Source organism: Paenibacillus sp. PSB04 (assembly GCF_025809195.1).
Classification (GTDB): domain Bacteria; phylum Bacillota; class Bacilli; order Paenibacillales; family Paenibacillaceae; genus Paenibacillus_AQ; species Paenibacillus_AQ favisporus.
This window is the reverse complement of record NZ_CP081301.1, coordinates 3,633,576-3,653,527: the sequence shown is the minus strand read 5'-3', so window position 1 is coordinate 3,653,527 and position 19,952 is coordinate 3,633,576. Positions and strand designations below refer to the sequence as shown.

The 19,952-nt window shown below is 54.0% G+C and carries 21 protein-coding genes; all 21 read right to left on the bottom strand.

Annotation, left to right across the window (positions count from 1 at the left end; translation table 11 throughout):
* Window positions 1-62: 62 nt before the first annotated feature.
* The 21 genes from rpoD to K2F33_RS16695 all read right to left on the bottom strand — a co-directional run bounded on the left by rpoD (window position 63) and on the right by K2F33_RS16695 (window position 19,921).
* On the bottom strand, window positions 63-1,196 hold the full coding sequence (rpoD, locus tag K2F33_RS16795; protein ID WP_076169815.1) for an RNA polymerase sigma factor RpoD: 1,134 nt from the start codon (window positions 1,194-1,196) through the stop codon (window positions 63-65).
* 41 nt (window positions 1,197-1,237) lie between these two features.
* Window positions 1,238-3,058 carry a DNA primase gene (dnaG, locus tag K2F33_RS16790; protein ID WP_076170145.1) on the bottom strand — a complete coding sequence of 607 codons (1,821 nt, stop codon included), beginning with the start codon at window positions 3,056-3,058 and terminating at the stop codon, window positions 1,238-1,240.
* A gap of 48 nt (window positions 3,059-3,106) precedes the next feature.
* Window positions 3,107-3,565, bottom strand: coding sequence for a YaiI/YqxD family protein (locus K2F33_RS16785; protein WP_263882252.1), 459 nt, complete (start codon window positions 3,563-3,565; stop codon window positions 3,107-3,109).
* A gap of 264 nt (window positions 3,566-3,829) precedes the next feature.
* Window positions 3,830-5,905: a glycine--tRNA ligase subunit beta gene (gene glyS / locus K2F33_RS16780; protein WP_263882251.1), complete on the bottom strand. Its 2,076-nt coding sequence runs from the start codon at window positions 5,903-5,905 to the stop codon at window positions 3,830-3,832.
* Window positions 5,898-6,785: a glycine--tRNA ligase subunit alpha gene (glyQ, locus tag K2F33_RS16775; protein WP_076169812.1), complete on the bottom strand. Its 888-nt coding sequence runs from the start codon at window positions 6,783-6,785 to the stop codon at window positions 5,898-5,900. The genes glyS and glyQ overlap by 8 nt, the downstream gene beginning before the upstream one ends.
* Before the next feature lie 373 nt (window positions 6,786-7,158).
* Window positions 7,159-7,920, bottom strand: coding sequence for a DNA repair protein RecO (gene recO / locus K2F33_RS16770; RefSeq protein WP_116229508.1), 762 nt, complete (start codon window positions 7,918-7,920; stop codon window positions 7,159-7,161).
* Window positions 7,921-7,956: 36 nt separating this feature from the next.
* Entirely contained in the window at window positions 7,957-8,112 is a 156-nt protein-coding gene (locus tag K2F33_RS16765) for a YqzL family protein (protein ID WP_076169810.1), read from the bottom strand.
* 126 nt (window positions 8,113-8,238) lie between these two features.
* Window positions 8,239-9,138: a GTPase Era gene (gene era, locus K2F33_RS16760; RefSeq protein ID WP_145023573.1), complete on the bottom strand. Its 900-nt coding sequence runs from the start codon at window positions 9,136-9,138 to the stop codon at window positions 8,239-8,241.
* Window positions 9,139-9,287: 149 nt separating this feature from the next.
* On the bottom strand, window positions 9,288-9,704 hold the full coding sequence (locus K2F33_RS16755; protein ID WP_076169808.1) for a cytidine deaminase: 417 nt from the start codon (window positions 9,702-9,704) through the stop codon (window positions 9,288-9,290).
* Between the two features lie 22 nt (window positions 9,705-9,726).
* Complete coding sequence (locus tag K2F33_RS16750; RefSeq protein WP_263882250.1) at window positions 9,727-10,101, bottom strand: diacylglycerol kinase family protein; 375 nt, start codon at window positions 10,099-10,101, stop codon at window positions 9,727-9,729.
* Window positions 10,101-10,598 carry an rRNA maturation RNase YbeY gene (gene ybeY / locus K2F33_RS16745; protein WP_163879560.1) on the bottom strand — a complete coding sequence of 166 codons (498 nt, stop codon included), beginning with the start codon at window positions 10,596-10,598 and terminating at the stop codon, window positions 10,101-10,103. The genes K2F33_RS16750 and ybeY overlap by 1 nt, the downstream gene beginning before the upstream one ends.
* A gap of 3 nt (window positions 10,599-10,601) precedes the next feature.
* Window positions 10,602-12,857 (bottom strand): HD family phosphohydrolase, encoded by a 2,256-nt coding sequence (locus K2F33_RS16740; RefSeq protein ID WP_076169805.1) that lies wholly within the window; start codon window positions 12,855-12,857, stop codon window positions 10,602-10,604.
* A gap of 14 nt (window positions 12,858-12,871) precedes the next feature.
* Entirely contained in the window at window positions 12,872-13,789 is a 918-nt protein-coding gene (locus K2F33_RS16735) for a PhoH family protein (protein WP_373309598.1), read from the bottom strand.
* 60 nt (window positions 13,790-13,849) lie between these two features.
* Window positions 13,850-15,046: a sporulation protein YqfD gene (gene yqfD, locus K2F33_RS16730; RefSeq protein WP_076169803.1), complete on the bottom strand. Its 1,197-nt coding sequence runs from the start codon at window positions 15,044-15,046 to the stop codon at window positions 13,850-13,852.
* Window positions 15,043-15,336, bottom strand: coding sequence for a sporulation protein YqfC (gene yqfC, locus K2F33_RS16725; protein ID WP_076169802.1), 294 nt, complete (start codon window positions 15,334-15,336; stop codon window positions 15,043-15,045). The genes yqfD and yqfC overlap by 4 nt, the downstream gene beginning before the upstream one ends.
* A 238-nt stretch (window positions 15,337-15,574) precedes the next feature.
* On the bottom strand, window positions 15,575-16,195 hold the full coding sequence (locus tag K2F33_RS16720) for a hypothetical protein (RefSeq protein ID WP_076169801.1): 621 nt from the start codon (window positions 16,193-16,195) through the stop codon (window positions 15,575-15,577).
* A 13-nt stretch (window positions 16,196-16,208) separates the two neighbouring features.
* Window positions 16,209-17,216, bottom strand: coding sequence for a flotillin-like protein FloA (floA, locus tag K2F33_RS16715; protein WP_076169800.1), 1,008 nt, complete (start codon window positions 17,214-17,216; stop codon window positions 16,209-16,211).
* A gap of 96 nt (window positions 17,217-17,312) precedes the next feature.
* A complete protein-coding gene (locus tag K2F33_RS16710; RefSeq protein ID WP_412974002.1) occupies window positions 17,313-18,629 on the bottom strand; it encodes an NfeD family protein in 1,317 nt (438 codons plus the stop codon).
* 160 nt (window positions 18,630-18,789) lie between these two features.
* Entirely contained in the window at window positions 18,790-19,233 is a 444-nt protein-coding gene (locus K2F33_RS16705) for a GatB/YqeY domain-containing protein (protein ID WP_076169799.1), read from the bottom strand.
* 16 nt (window positions 19,234-19,249) lie between these two features.
* Window positions 19,250-19,423, bottom strand: coding sequence for a 30S ribosomal protein S21 (rpsU, locus tag K2F33_RS16700; protein WP_005547957.1), 174 nt, complete (start codon window positions 19,421-19,423; stop codon window positions 19,250-19,252).
* 138 nt (window positions 19,424-19,561) lie between these two features.
* The gene (locus K2F33_RS16695) at window positions 19,562-19,921 is read right to left on the bottom strand and encodes a histidine triad nucleotide-binding protein (protein WP_076169798.1); all 360 of its coding nucleotides are present in this window, start codon (window positions 19,919-19,921) and stop codon (window positions 19,562-19,564) included.
* Between the last annotated feature and the right edge of the window lie 31 nt (window positions 19,922-19,952).

The following is a 19,952-nucleotide window of genomic DNA, read 5'->3' as shown; positions in this document are numbered from 1 at the left end:
ATCTTATATCTAAAAAAAGGACCTTGCTGGCGGCACGCCGCAGAAGGTCCAAGTTGGTTTCGCTATTCGAGAAAATCCTTAAGCCGTTTGCTGCGGCTTGGATGGCGAAGCTTCCGGAGCGCTTTGGCTTCGATTTGGCGAATCCGTTCACGGGTAACGCCAAACACTTTGCCCACTTCCTCAAGCGTCCGGGTCCGGCCGTCATCCAGACCGAAACGAAGCCGGAGCACATTCTCCTCACGTTCAGTCAGCGTATCGAGCACGTCTTCCAGCTGTTCCTTCAGCAGCTCGTAGGCCGCCGCATCCGCAGGAGCAAGCGCCTCCTGATCCTCGATAAAATCCCCCAGGTGGGAATCATCCTCTTCCCCGATCGGCGTCTCAAGCGACACCGGCTCTTGGGCAATCTTCATGATTTCCCGAACCTTCTCCACACTGAGTTCCATCTCGGCCGCGATTTCCTCCGGCGTTGGTTCGCGCCCCAATTCCTGCAGCAGCTGACGGGATACCCGGATCAGCTTGTTGATCGTTTCCACCATATGAACCGGAATCCGGATCGTTCTCGCTTGGTCCGCGATCGCGCGCGTAATGGCCTGGCGAATCCACCAAGTGGCATACGTACTGAATTTGAACCCTTTATTATGGTCAAATTTCTCAACGGCCTTGATCAGGCCCATGTTGCCTTCCTGAATCAAATCAAGGAAGAGCATCCCGCGGCCGACGTAGCGTTTGGCGATACTGACAACGAGACGCAGGTTCGCTTCAGCCAGCCGGCGCTTCGCTTCCTCGTCCCCGTTCATAATCCGCTTAGCCAGTTCCACCTCATCGTCAGCGGACAAGAGAGGCACCCGGCCGATTTCCTTGAGATACATCCGTACGGGATCGTTGATCTTAATGCCTGGCGGCAAAGACAGGTCATCGTCAAAATTAAAGTCGTCGTTGTCGCTACCTTCATGGTCGTCGCCTTGACGCAAATTGCTGACTTCCTCGTCATTCTCATTGACCACTTCAATACCCAAATCGCCCAGATGCTCATAGAACTCATCCATCTGTTCAGGGTCTTGGTCGAACGGCGATAGTTTTTCCATAATATCTTTGTAATTCAGTGACGATCTCTTTTTACCCTGCTCAATCAGCTGATCCTTTACCTGATCAAGCGTAAATTCTGTCTCTAGTTCAGTATGCTGATCATTCGCCATATTTCGACTCCCTCCTCCCTAGAAACCATCGAAGCCAACGATTACTGTCTCTCTAGGGCTATAATCTCACTTGCAATTTGTGCAGCACGCAAAAAGTCTCCGGACCGTTCGGCAGATATCATTTCTTCTTTCTTCTGCTCTATTTTCCGTTGTTGCGGGACCTTTTGTACCTCCCGAATGCAATCATCCAGCTCTTGCACGCTCCACTCCCGCGGCATATCCATCATGGAGATGGAGCTGACGGTTTTCTCGAGGCGATCGTCGTGGAGCGACGACATAAACCGGCTGATATCCGGTGATTTGCCCTGTGCATAATAGGCATATAGATAAGCAGCAATCGCTGCATGATCATCAATGTTAAACGCGTCCCCAAGCCGTTCTTCCACGTAGCGGGCGGCCTCGGCATCCTGCAGCATCATGGCTAAAAGGCGACGTTCTCCGGTATGATAAGCCGGCAGTAATGTCGGGGCGGGAACATGCCCTTTTTTATGCCTACCATTATTCCACCTTTTGTCGTTATTATCCCCATCCGGCATGTTTTTTTGCATCGACTGGCGGATCTCGTTGCAATCCTGCTTCAAGCTGTCAAAGGAAAGCTGCAATTCTGAAGATAATTCCCTTAAATATACTTCCCGTTCGGTGGAAGAAGGCAGCACCGCGATGATGGGCAGGACTTCCTTCGTGTAGGCGATTTTTCCATCTTCTTCTAGGAGTATATGGTTTTTTTTCAGATATATAAGCTTAAATTTTGTAGTTGAAACGGCGCCCTCGATAATCTGCCGCATGAACCGTTCCGCCCCGTATTTACGGATGAATTCGTCAGGATCCAGCCCATCGCTGAGCACCGCGATCCTGATGTTCAGCCCTACGTTTTCAAGCAGCGGAATCACCTTCATTGCCGCAGCTTGTCCGGCCCGGTCTCCGTCGTAACACACCAGCACTTCGTCCGCCATCGTCTTCATCAGAGAGGCGTGATTCTCCGTTAAGGACGTCCCCATCGTGGCTACGCCGTTCTGAACCCCTGCCTCCCATGCCGAGATCACGTCCCCGTATCCTTCAAAAAGAACGATCTGCCGCGATTTGCGAATGGACGGTCTGGCCTGATGCAGGTTGTACAGCGTCCGGCTTTTGTTAAAGAGCTTGCTTTCAGGCGAATTCAAATACTTCGGCTGCCCTTCGCCGAGAATCCTGCCGGCGAAAGCGATCACCTTGCCGCTGCGGTCATGGATCGGAAACATGATCCGGTCCCGGAAACGGTCCAAGTAATCCCCGCCGTCACTGCGCTTGGTCAGCAATCCGCCCTTCTCCGCCTCTTCGAGATCAAAGGAGCGCCTGGACAGAAACTGGACCAGCGTATTCCACGTATCCGGAGCGTATCCGATCTGGAACAAATCGATCATCTTGTCAGTGAAGCCCCGCTGCCGCAAATAATCCATGGCTGCCTTGCCATGCTCCGTATTTTTCAGTAAATAGTGATAAAACTTCGCTGTCCATTCGTAGGCCTGAAGCAGGCGGTCTCTCTCGGGATTCGGCTGATGCGCCGGTCCCCCCAGCCCTTCCGGTACCGCGATGTGGCTCTCTTCCGCCATGACTTTAACGGCTTCGGGAAAAGATAATCCTTCGATTTCCATCCTGAATTTGATGGCATTTCCACCCTTGCCGCAGCCGTAGCAGTAAAAGATTTGCCGCTCAGGCGTGACCGTGAAAGACGGTGTTTTCTCCGAATGAAACGGGCAGAGGCCTTTCATGTATTTCCCCTGCTTGGTCAGATGAACGTACCTGCTTACCGTATCGACGATATCATGCTGCTCCAGCACCGCGTCGATGACCTTCTCCGGAATGCTTCCATGTCCGGCACTCATCATAACCACCTTCATCTCTTTTTGCACGTAAAATATAATTCGCTATCGTTATACGTTCTCCTGCAAATCCCGCAAAAGTTTTGTCAGTTTCTGTTGAAAAATTCTTTTATCCTCCGCCGTGATCGGTTTCGGACCTTTGGAATGCTTGCCGCTCCTACGCGCTTTGGCCTGATGGTGCCTGCGGTCGAGCATAAACTCGATGTCCTCGTTATGAAACTGCATGCCCCGAAAGGAGAGCACATAGCAATGTTTCGACAAGGCCAAGGCGGCCAGTCCGTAGTCCTGGGTAATCACAACGTCCCCCCGGCGGATATGATTGGCGATGTATAGGTCGGCGCTCTGATCGCTCCGGTCCACCTGAACGGTCCGCACACCCTCCCCGGCCTGGATCAAGTGATCGAACGAAGAGACCATCAGCACGGGAACGCCCAAAGCCTTAGCTGCTGCGGCAATCTCCTGTTTCACCGGACAGGCATCGCCGTCCACAACGATTTGTCTGTCATCCATAGCCGATTCGAGCCCACCTGTCATTCTTGGTATTCCGTACTATTATATACGAGCCTGTCCTATAAAAATCCTTCCGGGACGGACATTACAACTTCTGACAGTGGTGCAGGAAACTTTTGGGTGCATAGAATGAACTAAAGAAAAATAAAACAGGAAGCTGAATGAAAAACTTCAGTTCAATCTATATACATGAAAAAGATACGAAAACGGGACCGATTTGTTTCGTCCCGCTTCCGTATTCTTTTACCCGAAACCTTTACAGGTTTACCATACCAGCTTGTTAAAATCGGCAAACTGCTTCAAATCGCGGTCGATCGATGCCAATAGACCCAGACGGTTAGCCCGGACCCGCTCATCCTCGGCCATGACCATGACGGAATCGAAAAACTTCGTAACGGCTTCCTTAATGTCGGCAAGAAGCGCAAGGGCTTTGGCGCCATCCCGCTCCGACAGCGCTGCATGGTAATCGGCGGTGATGGACTGCCATGCGCGGAACAGATTAGACTCGGCCTCTTCCACGAAGAGCGGCTCCTGAACTTCTGCCTTTTCCGCTTTGGCTGCCAGATTGCTGACCCGGTTGAAGGATTCAACCGTCGTCTTGAAGTCGTCTCCGCTGTTAACCGCCTGCATCAGCGCTTCCCCGCGGGATACAACGGAGATGACATCGTCGAATCCGGCGGAAATGACCGCGTCCACCACGTCGTAGCGGAGCGTCTCGGAGAGCAGTTTCTTCACGCGGAGGCTGAAGAACTCGGCCAGATCCTTGCGGATGTCGTCCGGCTGGCGGTCCAAGCTGCGAAGCTCTGCATGCACGCCGAGCGCGATGTCGAACAGCTGGGACAGCGTGAGCGGCATCTGCTTAGCCAGCAAAATCTGCACGATGCCCTGGGACTGGCGTCTCAGCGCATAAGGGTCCTGGGAGCCGGTCGGGATGATGCCGATCGAGAAGCAGCCGACGATCGTGTCGATTTTGTCCGCAATACTGACGATGGAACCCACCAGGCTGGACGGAACGTCGTCCGATGCCGAACGCGGCTGGTAATGCTCGAATACCGCCTTGGCCACGTCTTCCCTTTCGCCGGCTTTGCGGGCATAGTCTTCGCCCATGACCCCTTGCAGTTCAGGGAATTCATACACCATTTGCGTAACGAGGTCGAACTTGCAGATGTCCGCAGCGCGGCTTACCGATTCGCTGTCCGTGCCGGAAATTTGCAGCGCTTCTCCGATCTGGTCGGCGATACGGCGGATCCGGCGGACCTTATCGCCAACCGTGCCGATTTCCTCGTGGAAGACGATGCTTTCCAGCTTGGAGAGCGCGTCCTTGATCTCCAGCTTTTGGTCTTCCTCATAGAAGAACTTGGCGTCCGACAGGCGGGCGCGAAGCACCTTTTCGTTCCCTTTGGCGATCACGTCAAGCGACCGCTTGTCGCCGTTGCGCACCGTTACGAAGAACGGCAGCAGCTGCCCCTGGCCGTCCAGAACAGGGAAGTAACGCTGATGCTCCCGCATCGACGTGATCAGTACTTCCTGTGGAATGTTCAGGAAGGACGGATCGAATGTTCCGAAGAGCACCGTCGGGGTTTCCACCAGAAACAGCACTTCCTCCAGCAGATCGTCCTTGACCGCAATGGTCCAGTTTTTCTCTGCAGCAAGCGACTCGATCTGCTCCAGAATCATGCCTTCGCGTTCCTTCACGTCTACGATGACGTGCTGGCCGCGCAATACTTCCTGGTAAGCGCCGGCTTCCGGCACGACGGCTTCCGTTCCGAGGAAACGGTGGCCGCGGGTCACGTTGCCCGACTTCACGCCGGTCACTTCCAAATCAATGACGTCTGTGCCGAACAGGGCTGTAATCCAGCGGATCGGACGGATAAATTTATATTCATAGCTGCCCCAGCGCATATGCTTAGGGAATGTCATCGAAGAGAGAATGCCGAGCAGTGCCTCAGACAGCAGCGCAGAAGTTTCAACACCGTTGCTGCTCTTCGTGACGTAAATGTATTCCACGCCGTTCAGCTCTTTGAACGTAAACTGCTCGGGATCTACGCCTTGTCCGCGGGCGAAGCCAAGCGCGGCTTTGCTCCAGTTGCCGTTCTCGTCGAGGGCGATTTTGCGGGACGGGCCCTTCACTTCCTCCTGCACGTCCTCCTGCTTCTCCGCTACCGATTTAACAAGCACGGCCAAGCGGCGGGGGGTTGCGTAGGAGTGAACTTCGCCGTAGGCGATCCGGGACTGCTCCAGCCATTTCACCATGCGTTCTTCCAATTGCTCCATCGCTGCGCGTAAAAACCGTGCCGGCACTTCCTCCAGGCCGATTTCAAACAACAGGTCCTTAGACATTCAGGTCGCCTCCTTTCTTCAGCAGCGGGAAGCCGAGCTTCTCGCGCTCCTCCATGTAGGTTGCCGCCACCTGGCGGGCCAGATTGCGCACCCGCGTAATATAGCCGGTACGCTCCGTAACGCTGATGGCTCCCCTTGCGTCGAGAAGGTTGAACGTGTGCGAGCATTTCAGGACGTAGTCGTATGCCGGAAATACGAGATTCCGCTCCATCGCCTTGCCTGCTTCCTGCTCGTACATGTTGAACAGCGTAAACAGCATTTTCACGTCGGACACTTCAAACGTATACGTGGAATGCTCCACTTCCGCTTGATGGAACACATCACCGTAAGAAATGCCGTCAACCCACTCCAGGTCAAATACGTTTTCCTTCTCCTGAATGTAGGAAGCCAGGCGCTCCATCCCGTAGGTAATTTCCACGGCGACCGGGTTCGTTTCGATACCGCCCACCTGCTGGAAGTATGTGAACTGGGTAATTTCCATACCGTCCAGCCATACTTCCCAGCCGAGACCCGCGCATCCTAGCGAAGGGTTCTCCCAGTTGTCCTCGACAAAACGGATATCGTGGTCGAGCGCATCCACTCCGAGCGCCTTCAGGCTGTCGAGATACAGCTCCTGAATGTTGTCCGGGCTCGGCTTGATGATCACCTGGAACTGGTGGTGCTGATAGAGCCGGTTCGGGTTCTCCCCGTAACGGCCGTCCGATGGCCGGCGGGAAGGTTCTACATAGGCTACCTTCCAGGGTTCCGGTCCGAGAGAACGCAAAAACGTCATCGGGTTCATCGTGCCGGCCCCTTTTTCCGTATCATAGGGATTCACGATAATGCAATTCTGATTGGCCCAGAACTGCTGCAGCGTCAGAATCATCTGCTGAAAGTTCATATACGACTCTCCTTCATTGAAAATTGGGGGGAATGGACGGATACCCGTCAATAATGATCACATTTCTGTACAACAAAAAGCTCCCGCCCTATGCCTGTTGTACAGACATAGGGACGAGAGCTGATCCCGCGGTTCCACCCTACTTGGCTGCCCCTCGCTTGAGCCAGGAACAACCCACTTTTCCGATTTCATTTCACACTCCCGAAGTGCCGGTTCATGGATTCCTTCCGCCAGGCTTGCACCCTCCCCGGCTCGCTAACAGGAATGGAAGACCCACTACTTCTTCGATCATTGCGTGTCAGACAATTTAATTAGAAACTTAATATATACTACAGGAAATGATTCCGATAGTCAAGATCTCCTGCAACAGATCCTACAGCCCGTACTTCTCCATCTGATCGAGGAAACCCCGCGACTTCAAATTCAGCCCCAGCTGCATATCCATAAATGCCCGCATGACGGCTTTCAGCTCCGCCTTGGTCTCTTCCTTCACATCGACGTGGCCGAGGCGCCGCAAATCCAGCTGGGCAAACAGACGCAGCAGCTTCATCGTCCGGGGCGAAATCCCCATGGCCTGAGAATCCAGGTGCTTGCACGCCCGGCACAGTACGCCTCCGAGCCGCGGACTTACCCAATACCGTTCCTCCTGTGGTGAAATATCCCTTCCACAAGAAATGCAGGATGACAGTTCGGGACCGTATCCTGCAGTCTGCAATATTTTCATCTCATACAAGTTGATAATGACGGCGGGGTCTTTGCCATCTTCCAGCGCGTCTAGACACGCCTTAAGCTGCTGGAACCAGAAGCTCCCCGTCTCCTCATCCTGCAGCACGCGGTCAAGCAGCTCGCAGGCGTAGGAGGCATAAGCGGCAAGAACGATGTCCTCGCGCAGCACATGATGGGACTGCATAATTTCCCCTGCATTCAGCGTGCCGAGTCCCGTGCCGTTTCTGAAAAATACGTATTCCGCTGTCGTAAACAGCTGTGTCAGTGCAGCATGGCGGCTTTTCACCTTTTTGGCGCCACGGACAAGTACGCCTACTTTACCCGCGTTTTCGGTGCAAATCGTAATGATTTTGTTCCCTTCGCCGTAGTCCATGCTGCGGATGACGATCCCTTCCACCCTGTATAGCATGCTTCTTCCCCCAGCCATTCCCGGAGCAGCCAAAGATCATTCGTTCTCTTCATAGGTATCCGTCTCATCCAGCAGCTGCGTCGCAGCCGCCGTCTCCGCTTCATCCGCCGTCATGCCGGCGGCCTGTTTATAGAGCAAGTAAGCATCCACATCTCCAGTCATCGCAAAATACTTCCACGAAAAATCTCGCATTCGTATTCATCCTTTCTTCGGAAATGGAGTCTGCATCTTCAAAAAATAGGATGTTACGAAAGCCGTGAAACTATGTGTTGCAATTCCTGCCAAGCCGGGATTCCCCCGCCTGGCATCGGATGCTCACTAGTCGCGGTTAAAGCCCAGATCGCGAAGAATCCGCTCTTGGTTGCGCCAGTCTTTTTTCACTTTTACCCACAGCTCGAGGAAAATTTTCGAGCCAAGCAGGTTTTGGATATCCTGCCGCGCCTGCTTGCCGACTTCCTTCAGCAGCGAGCCCTGCTTACCGATAATGATACCCTTCTGCGAATCCCGTTCCACGAAAATCACCGCCGAAATATACACGACGCCGTTGTCCTGCACGCGCATATCTTCGATCGTGACCGCGATGGAATGCGGAACCTCTTCGCGGGTCATATGCAAAATTTTCTCCCGGATCAGCTCCGCGCAGACGAACTGCTCGGGATGGTCCGTGACCTGATCTTCCGGATAGTACTGCGGCCCTTCGGGCAAATACTTCTCCACCTGCTCGAGCAAGGTGTTCACGTTATTGCCCAGCATGGCCGAAATCGGCACGATTTCGGCGAAATCATGCAGCTTGCGGTACTCCTCGATAATCGGAAGCAGCGCCGGAGGTTCGATTTTGTCAATCTTGTTGAGCACGAGAATGACCGGCGTCTTCACCTTCTTCAGCTGCTCGATGATATAGCGGTCGCCGCCCCCGAATCCTTCGGACGTATCGGCCAGGAACAGTACGGCCTCCACCTCCTGCAGTGTATTCAGTGCGGTATTGTTCATGAAATCGCCAAGCTTGGATTGGCGCTTGTGAATACCCGGCGTATCAAGAAACACGATTTGGGAGTGATCCGTCGTATATACGCCGTGAATTTTGTTGCGCGTCGTTTGCGGTTTATCCGACATGATGGCGATTTTCTGGCCGATGACTTGATTCATCAGCGTCGATTTCCCCACGTTCGGTCTGCCAATAATGGCTACAAAGCCTGATTTGAATGACGGTTTCGCCATGTAAGTCATTACCCTCCTATAATGCTTCCTTAAGCAGGAAGACCATCAGGGCCCGCATTCTTCGTACCGCGGCGAAGCATTGATGCTCACCGGCTGCCAAAGATGGGGCCCCAGGTTTTATATGTGTGTATTCCAATAGATCGTGCAGCTTATTCGTTGTCACTGTGTTTCAAGTCGGAAGGTCCAAACGCACCCGGCAGCAGATCCCGCACCGTGGTTTCCTGGATGTCCCCCTTCAAATTGCCCATGATGACTTTCATGTCGGGAGCACACAGCTCCACCAGGACCTGGCGGCACACGCCGCACGGCGAGATCGGACCTTCGGTATCTCCAACAACGGCAATCGCCTGGAAGCTGCCCGGCTGATGTCCGTCTGCGACAGCGCGAAACAGCGCGGTCCGTTCCGCGCAGTTGGTCGGCCCGTATGCCGCGTTCTCCACGTTGCAGCCGTGATGGATATGGCCCTCGGCGTCAAGCAGGGCCGCTCCTACGCCGAAGTGGGAATAAGGGGTGTAGGCCTTGGTCCGTGCCTTGATCGCTTCTTGCATTAATTGAGCTGTGTCCATAGTATGATTCCTCCTGTAACTTCTAATGTTGACTTCCCAGCCATGCTGCGACAGGCTGATAGAACACAATTATGGCGACGACGACGGCAAAGATGGCCGTCAGTAGCACTGCGCCGGCCGCGGTATCTTTCGCCGCCTTCGCCATAGGATGCGGCTCCGGTGAAACCATATCCACAACGACCTCGACGGCGGTGTTCAGCAGCTCGGCGGCCATCACCAACGTGATCGCGACGAGCAGGAACAGCCACCTCTGCCACGTCAGCTGCAGCAGGGCGGCAGCGGCAATGACCACAACCGCCGCCACGGCATGAAACCGCATGTTCCGCTGGGTTTTCAATGCGTATCCGATTCCTTCCGCGGCATAACTGAATGAAGCAAGGAAGGAGCGCTTGGCCATTACCGGGTCAACCCCACCTGGGCCAGGACAGCCTCCTGTTTGCCCATCATCTCCGCTTCGCTTTCCGCATCCTGATGGTCGTACCCGAGCAAGTGCAGAAATCCGTGAACGAACAGGAAGCCGATTTCACGCTCCACGGAGTGCCCGTATTCTTCACTTTGCGCCTTGGCCCGGTCGAGGGAGATAATGATGTCGCCGAGCACCTCCGGCATATCGTGCAGCTCCTCGTCCTCTTCCAGCTCATACACGATGTCCAGCTCTTCGTCCAGGCTCTCGTTCATTGCGAAGGACAAGACGTCCGTCGGACGGTCGATGCCTCGGTACTCGAGGTTCAGCTCATGAATCTGCTTATCGTCGACGAATGTGAGCGCCACTTCGCCGTCCTCCACGCCTTCCGCTTCTCCCGCCTTCTGCAGGATGACCTCCAGCGTGGCAATCAGCTCATCGCTGACCGGATGCTCATTTTGTTCATTGTTCCAAGCCAGATGCAGACCCATCTTTCAACCGCTCCTTCTATTCTCTTCATCCATCTTCGTTTTCTTAATCTCTTCCGGATACTCGATCCGGGAGTGGAAAATCCCCATGACGCTTTCTTTCAGCGTCTTTGCGATAATATCCAATTCCTTCATCGTCAGATCGCACTCGTTAAACTGGTGATCGTCCAGCCGGCTCTTGATGATTTTCTCGATCACCGATTCCACCTGAGTGACGGTCGGATTACGGAGGGACCGCACGGCAGCTTCGACGCTGTCCGCGATACCGATGACGGCCGACTCTTTGGACTGAGCCTTCGGACCGGGGTAACGGAAATCCTCTTCCGTGAAATCCGGCTCTTTGCCCTGCTCCTCCGCCAGACGAAGCGCCTTGTGGTAGAAGAAATGCAGGAAGGTGGTGCCATGGTGCTGCTCGGCGATATCACGAATCGGCTTCGGCAGCTTATAATCCTTGAGCATTTCGACCCCGTCCCTCGCATGCGCAATAATGATCGACTTGCTCAGCTTCGGATCGATCGAGTCGTGGGGGTTCTCCATATTGTTCTGGTTTTCTATAAAATAGCTTGGCCGTTTCGTCTTCCCAATATCATGGTAATACGATCCGACCCGGCACAGCAGCCCGTTGGCGCCGATCGCTTCGGCCGCCGCCTCCGACAAATTGCCAACCATGACGCTGTGGTGGTACGTTCCCGGCGTTTCGGTAAGCAGCTTACGCAGGAGCGGGTGATTCGGATTCGACAGCTCCACCAACTTCAGGGCTGACAGAATGCCGAACGTGACCTCAAAAAACGGCATGAGGCCGATGACCAGAATCGCAGTCAGCAGTCCGCCTGCAAAGGCAAACCCCAGCGCGTACAGCGTCGACATTTGCTGCCAGTCATCATTGTCGATCAAATTAATCAAAAATACAGTCAACGAGCCGAACAAGCAAACCATGATCCCGCCCTTCAGCAGGGTCGACCGCTGGCTTGCCTTATGGATCGTAAAAATCGCCACGTAGGATACGATCAGCGAGAACAAGCCGAACTTAAAATCAAACATTTGCCCCTGATGCACATTCAGGATGACGCTGGATAGAATACTGAAGATCATGGCGCAGAAAAACGCGAGCGACATGTCCAGCAGCAGCGTGACCAGCATCGAACCGATGGCAACCGGCGCCAAATAGCCCAGATAGGGGCGCTCGCTGCTCTGCAAAATGCCGGCGACATGCATGGAAACGATCGTAATAATAAAAATAAGAACAAGCATCAGCAGCTGGGAATTGTTATACCCAAACTTGCCCCCGTTAAGCTGCCGGATAAACATCATGAGTCCTAAGGCCAGCAGAAGAGACAAAAGCAGCAGCCCAAACTGCGGCCAATAGTTGACGTCATTTTTGAGCAGGCCGTTATCATCCAGCAGGTTGTACAGCTCTTCCGTAATCAGCTCGCCTTTGGCGACAAGCACGCCGCCCTGCTTGATATATACCGTAGGGGTATTTTCCCGGGCCTGAACTTTGGCTTCCTTCGTCGCCTCTTCGTCATAGAACTTGTTGGCCGTAATCGCGATCTTCGACAGCTCCTGCACTACCTCGCGCGCGGTGCGCTGGCTCAGAGAGCTCGTGCTGACCAGCTCGGCCACCTTGGCCCTTGCGGTCTGGGCGTCCACGATCTGGTCGTTGGTCAGCCGCGATACGATTTCACGCGCCACCGGCTTCATCTCGGTAATATCGGCAGAGGTCAGACGCGGGATTTTGATGAAGGTCTCTTCCGGAATTTTATAGACCTGCTGGTTGGTCACCCTCAGCATTTCGTTCAGCAGCGCTTCGGAATAGGTACCCGAACTCCGCGTATTATTAACGTAGTTCTGCACAAAGTCCTGGGCGCGCTGCGGAATCTCCTGACGGTAGATCGCCACCTTGTCCTCCCGGGAAACCTGGTCGTCCTGATTGAGCTTGTCGATCCGGTCAAGCAGCGAGGCGATCAGGCTGTCGTTCCGGATCGGAACGATGGTATAAATCGGCTGCACGCGTTCAGCAGCTTCCTCCTGCGCCTTCAGGGTCGCTTTGTTGTTCGGAATCTGCATCGGCGCCGTAATTTCCTTCTCGCTGTGCGTGCCGACCTGAATATTGTATTTTTCCGGAAGCAGATCCGGCGCCAGGCTCACGTAGAACAGAATGGCCAGACATAAAAAGAGAACATAGCGGGTTGCCGCGCTATGTTTCCATCCGATATTTTTAGTTGAGAAAGATTTGCCTGATGACGCTTCTTTCGAAGTCATAAAGATAATCCCCTCTAATCTTGGTTTTCTGCAGCTTTGTCGTAAGCAACAATGATTTTCTGCACTAGGGAGTGACGCACGACATCCTGCTCGGCGAACTGCACAAACCCGATCTCTTCAATGCCGCTCAAGATCGACTTGGCTTCAACCAGCCCGGACTTCTTGCCTCTCGGCAGGTCAATCTGGGTTACGTCGCCCGTGATGACCATCTTCGAGCCGAACCCAAGACGGGTAAGAAACATTTTCATTTGTTCAGGTGTCGTGTTCTGGGCCTCGTCCAATATGATAAAAGAATCATCCAGCGTCCGTCCCCGCATATAGGCGAGCGGAGCGATCTCAATCAATCCCCGTTCCAGCGACTTTGCAGTCTGTTCAGGTCCCATAACGTCATAGAGCGCATCGTACAGCGGACGCAAATACGGGTCTACCTTCTCCTGAAGGTCACCCGGCAGAAAGCCCAGGCTTTCCCCCGCTTCGACAGCCGGACGCGTCAGCACGATCCGCTTGACGGAGCCCTCCTTCAAGGCCGCAACCGCCAAAACAACCGCTAGATAGGTCTTGCCTGTTCCCGCAGGCCCGATGCCGAATACAATGTCACGCTTGCGGATCGTGGTGACGTAGTGCTTCTGGCCGATCGTCTTGACCCGGATCGGTTTGCCCCGGAACGTGGTCGTGATTTCACCCTTGAACAGGTCGAGCAGCTGATCCGCCCGGAAGTCCTTCGCCAAGTCGATCGCATAGGATACGTCGCGTTCGGTCAGAATGTAACCGTTGCGGACAAGCTGGAGAAGCACCTCAAACAGCTCGGTCAGCACCTGTACGTCGCGGTCGCTGCCGCGGACGGTAATTTCCGCTTCCCTCGACACGATCTGGGCGGGAATCTCCGCTTCGATCATCTTCAGAAAGGTGTCTTGCGGTCCGAAAATGGACATCCCTTCGCTTGCACTTTGAAGTAAGATTTGTGCGCTGTGATTTTTTTCTGACAAATAGCCTCATTCTCCTTGGTTGTGAACTATGGGAAGCTCTTCGGCAATCTTCTCTTCCACCTCGAAAAGCACTTTCATATAAACTTTACCATTCTCTTTCTTCTCATGCAAAATTTTTTGGCTGATGATCTGCGAATCCGTCCCATATTTCGCCAAAATATCCCGCACGGCTCCGTCCAATCCCTGTTTTTTGGCCTCTTCGACGGTCAGTGTTTCTTGGCTTTCCCGCACTTCCATGACTTTTTCCGTCATCCATCCGACGGGGAGCTTGAAGGAGCGCCAGGTTAGAGGATCATGCTCCGTTAGCGTTTCGGAAGCCTTGTACGGATCCTTTCCGTAGCCCCACAGCTGCACCGCGCGGTCACCGATCACAAAATAAGACTTGGTCTTTCGTTCCCCGGTATACACTTTATGCTTCTGGACCAGCGGAACCGTAAGGCTGTATTCGTGCCAAACCAGCCCTTTGACCTCCCCTTTGGCCACGACGACCTCGGTGTTTCCGCCATCAACGCCAAGAATGCCCGATATGAGCACCTGTCCCTTTTTCACACGGGAGTTCTTCTCGACGAGCGGCCGACCCTGCTCCGCATAGATGCTCGTGACGACCGCGTCCGTCCGGCTGACCAGATGGCGCGGGTCGGTCAGCGGCTGCTTCGGCGGTTCGGCCGCCTCCACGATCTGGATCGTAATGGTGGTGCCCTTGCGCTCCACCCCGATCCAGGACGTGCCCGGAAGCCGGATGCTCAGCTCACGCGACAGCTTGTCCGGCGAATCTAAGCGAAAAATCCACTGGAACGGGCGGACCCCCTCCTTCTTCGCCGCTTCGAGCACGTCTTCGGTCGCGATCTTTTCGTTGCCAGTTACCCTGACGTTCCACACCATCGACGACAGCAGAAAGAGCAGAACGAAAAACAGCACGATGCCCACCATAAAAAACTTGCGCTTATACAGCTTGACCAGCGTAAAGGGCAAACCGATCCGGCCCTGTACATGCACCCGGCAGCCTGTCCGTTTCAACAAGGGACGAAGAGCATGAAAATCCCTCAGCAGCACCTTCATCTCTGCCAAATTTCCGTTTTTGGGCTCGATGTCCCATACCGGTACACCGTTCTCCGCCAATGCATTGATGAAATACTCCACATGCTCCCCCCGGACAGCAATCCGCACGCAGCCGCGAACCCGGGTTAACGTCGGGATTTTCATGGACTCTCCTCCGTTCCTGTATATTTAATGTTCGTTACCGATCCTTCGATCATCACTTCTTCCGGCAGAATCGACCGGATCATAAGCCCGGAGCCTTCGATCTCGAGCAGTCCCTGGGACAGGGAAAGGACCATTTTATCGGGTGAAAAATGCCGGACGCCCCGATGATTTTCGATATAGAGTTCTTTGTTTCCCACCATAGTGATGCGCGGCAGATCGAACAAAACGTCCTGCGGAACATCCAGCATTTCGTTCGTCCACTTCCGCAGCCTGCGGCTGATCCCGGCCATACGAAGGTCTTCCCCCTTCCTGTACTCTACACCTTATGCGCGCAAAGCCCGGTTTATGAAGCTTTTCAGGGAAGTTCAAGCCATAAGATCACACGCCTTGCGCAGCACGAAAAAAACGCCTCTCGGCGTTAGATCACAGCGGACAGGCTGTGCGATCCAAAATGAAAAGCCTCTTCCGCTGCCCGAAAAGATATCATGATCTTCCCGGGCCGAAAGAGGCCTCACTTCTAAATTATCGTTATTTTCGCGGATTCAACGGGCGTTTGGAGCGGGGCGGGCCGAGAATTTCAGCCCAGATGATCCCTTGTCTGGCCTGCTCGGCCAAAGGGGATACCGGGACAGCTGCCTCACGGTCAGCCGCCCTGTCAGCCCCCATATCCATTTGCGTCGATATTTTGTCCAGAGAAGCGTTCACCCTGTTGATCTCCTGCTGCATGGTACGGGTTCGATCCTCCAGCGTAGCCTGTACCGGGGACGGCTTCTCCTCCGCCCACATCGAGGATACTCCTTCGCCGGTATCATAGTCCGGAGCCGGACGGTAGTCTTGGGAATATACTGGCGGTTCAGGGGCTGACGAATCATACGATCCGAACGGAGAGCTCCTTCTGCCGGCAGGTTCCTGGGGCCGTGGCCGGGAGCCGTATGCCGGATCTGGACGGCCCTCATCGTATTCCTCATCCTCGTCCTCATCGTAATCGTCCGCTTCGTCCCGTCGCTGATACGGGCGGCCTTCTCCCCCGAACGTGGGCATGCCCCGGGGCTGCTGCCTCTGCTTCGATTTATTTCCTCTTTTGCTCAGCGCAGAGATGACCGCAAATCCAATGATCAGGATCCAGTAAAAGTGTTCAATGATCCACATGGATGCTCATTCCCTACTTGTTATTTTTCGGACTGCCGCCGCCATCTCCGCTATCCCCCATTTTGCCCAGCGAGCCGCGCATTTGGGTATCGGCTTCAATGTTCTTCAGGTTCATGTAATCCATGACGCCAATCTTTCCTGAGCGAAGGGCTTCCGCCATGGCGAGCGGCACTTCGGATTCGGATTCCACAACCCGCGCTCTCATCTCGACGACGCGAGCCTTCATTTCCTGTTCTTGAGCTACAGCCATCGCGCGGCGTTCCTCGGCTTTCGCCTGGGCGATCCGCTTATCGGCTTCGGCCTGCTCGGTCTGCAGGTAAGCCCCGATGTTCTTGCCTACATCCACGTCGGCGATATCGATCGACAGAATTTCAAAAGCGGTTCCCGCATCCAGCCCCTTGGCCAATACGGTCCGGGAAATGGAGTCCGGGTTCTCCAGTACGTCCTTGTGCATGTCACTGGAACCGACGGTCGTTACGATCCCTTCGCCTACGCGGGCAATAATCGTTTCTTCACCCGCACCGCCGACGAGACGGTCGATATTGGCACGGACCGTAACCCGGGCCTTAACCTTCACTTCAATCCCGTTCTTCGCAACGGCGGCTACGACCGGAGTCTCAATGACTCTCGGGTTGACGCTCATCTGAACGGCCTGCAGTACGTCGCGGCCAGCCAGGTCGATGGCGGCGGCGCGCGTAAATTCGAGCGGAATGTTGGCGCGCTGGGCCGCAATGAGGGCGTTAACTACCCGGTCCACGTTACCACCGGCCAAATAGTGACTTTCCAGCTGATTGATGTTAAGACCCAGCCCCGCCTTCGTCGCCTTGATGAGCGGATTGACGATCCGGCTCGGCGTGACGCGCCGCAGTCTCATGGCCACCAGCGTAATAATTCCGATCCGGACGCCGGACGCCAAAGCCGAGATCCAGAGCATGACCGGGAAAAAGCTGAAAAATACGCTGAGCACAATAATGATGACAACCGCAATCAGTAATACCGTGATAAGAGAAGTTCCATCCATACTGCCTATCAACCTCCAGGTAATCAATTGGTTTCATGTGACATTCTTTCCAGGTTCTTTACAACATGTTACACGAATCTCGCTAAAAAGCCAGTATTATTCCGGCTTTACGACAATTCTCGCACCTTCGACGCGAACGACCTTGACCGGTGTGCCTGCCGCGACAAACTCTCCGTCCGTTACGACGTCGATCCGCTCGCCTTCCACGTCCACGGTACCGGCCGGACGGAGCGGAGTCACGCTAACGCCTGATTTTCCAAGCAAATCCTCCTTCGCATCAGTCGGAACGAAGCCCTGCTCCTTGGTCAGCGATTCTTTCAGGATGAAGCGGTTCCAGATGCCCTTCTCCTTAAATATGATCGCGACGATCACCACGACCACGACGGCCGCCGCAAATGCGATCCCGAGCGAGAACAAGGCGTGCGTCGTATCGTAAGCTGCCCGGACAACGCCCGCAATCAGGCTGACTGCACCCAGAATACCTAGGATGCCGAAGCTCGGGACAAACATTTCTAGAATCATAAGAATGAGCCCGATAATAAAGAGCAGCCACGTCTCGGATCCTGCGAAGCCCGCCACATAGTTACCGAAGAAATACAGTACAAAGGCCACTACGCCCACGATCCCCGGAACGCCAAAGCCAGGAATCATCAGCTCGATGACGACACCGGCTATCCCCAGGAACAGCAAAATGATCATTACGGTTGGATGTGTCAGAAAGGCTGCCACCTTCTCCGCACCGGTATGCTCGACCCGGAAAACGTCATCCGCCGAGTACCCCATCCATTGAATCGCTTCTTCAGGCGTTGATGCGATATGATCGGCATATCCGACTTTCAAAGCCTGTTCGCTCGACAAGGCGATAATATCGCCTTTCTCTTTCTTCTCACCGATCGCCGGCATGTCGACGACCATGTTGATATCCGCCATACCCTCGGCGATTTTGCTGTCCCGTCCGCTGGACTCAGCCGCTGCGCTCATTTTCGACTTCCAGTACGCGACCAGCTTGGCATCATCCACGCGTTTTCCCGTACGGTCCACCATGGCGGCGGCACCGATCATGCTGCCTGGCTTCATGGCGATTTTATCCGCATTCAGCGCGATATAGCTGCCGGCCGAAGCGGCATTGCCTTGAATGTAAGCAAGCGTAGGGATCTTGCTGTCACGGATCATCTGCCCGATTTTGTCGGCGGTATCGACAAGCCCGCCCGGCGTGTTGATCTCGAGCACAACGAGCCCGGCATTCATCTTGGCCGCTTCGTTAAAACCGCGGCGCATGAACTTCTCAAGCCCCGTCTCAATTTCCTGGTCTACCGGTATAATATAGACCGGGCCGCTCTTCTCACCGGTTTCGGCGGATGCCCGCCCGGGAAGCCAGCTGCCGGCAACCAAAAATATGAGCATCAGCATCATTACGAGAGACTTAAGCCCCTTTTTGGCCAAATTCACCTTACCCCTCCTTTCCACATTCCCGTTATATTGTCCATCATATGGTAGTTATTACGCATCATAGAAGGGAATCGTTTCAGAAAATGAAAAAACACCCCTGAAATCAGGGGTGTTTCACTTATGTTTATTGCAGAAATTGTTGAACCACTTGGTTCACAAGTTTGCCGTCTGAGCGTCCCTTTACCTTCGGCATGAGCGCGCTCATCACTTTCCCCATGTCGGCTTTCGAAGAAGCACCGGTTTCCTGGATGGTCTGCTGTACAATAACTTTAATTTCTTCTTCGGAAAGCTGTGCGGGAAGATACTGACCGATAATCTCGATTTCTGCTTTTGCATGTTCCGCAAGGTCCTCGCGGTCTGCTTTTTGAAATTCTTGGAGGGCATCTTTGCGCTGTTTGATTTCACGACTGAGGATATCAAGCACTTCGTTGTCATCCAAAGTTCTTTTCAAATCTATTTCAAGATTCTTGATCGTCGAACGAACCATTCGAATCGTGGAGAGTTTGAACTTGTCTTTACTCTTCATCGCCTGCTTCATATCTTCGTTCAATCGTTCGCTAAGATTCATGCTAGTTCAAATCCTCCTAAAACTTTCTCTTACGAGCAGCCTCGGACTTTTTCTTGCGCTTTACGCTTGGCTTTTCATAATGCTTACGTTTCTTCACCTCAGCCAATACGCCATCCTTAGCGATGGAGCGCTTAAAGCGGCGAAGTGCAGCATCAATAGTCTCGTTTTTGCGAACTTTAGTTTCAGACACCAGTTTTCCCTCCCTCCGACCAGACCGTCCAAGAGCAATAACACGGTTCATCAAACTTAATTATAGGTGAAAGAGAAATAGGGTGTCAACCTCAGGGCCTATTTTTTCACCAAAGGCCGGATTTGCCGGGGTACAAGCTTATGCGTGAGAGTCGGAAATTCCGGTCAGGGCGCCCAGTTTGGCCCCTCCGAGCAGGTGATAGTGGATATGATGGACCGCTTGTCCGCTATCCGGTCCGCAATTGTTGATGAGCCGGTATCCCGACTCATTGACGCCCAGATCCTTGGCGACCTGCTGGGCCACCTGATGCATTTCGGCGATCAGCGGGAGATCCTCCTCCTGAACCTCGTTCATTGAGGCGATATGTTTTTTCGGGATGATCAGCACGTGAACCGGCGCGGCCGGCTGAATGTCACGAAATACCAGGATCCGTTCGTTTTCAAAGACTTTCTGGGAAGGGATGCTCCCTTCAACGATTTTGCAAAACAGGCAATCCATCGGATTGTTGCCTCCTTTAATATGTAAGAGA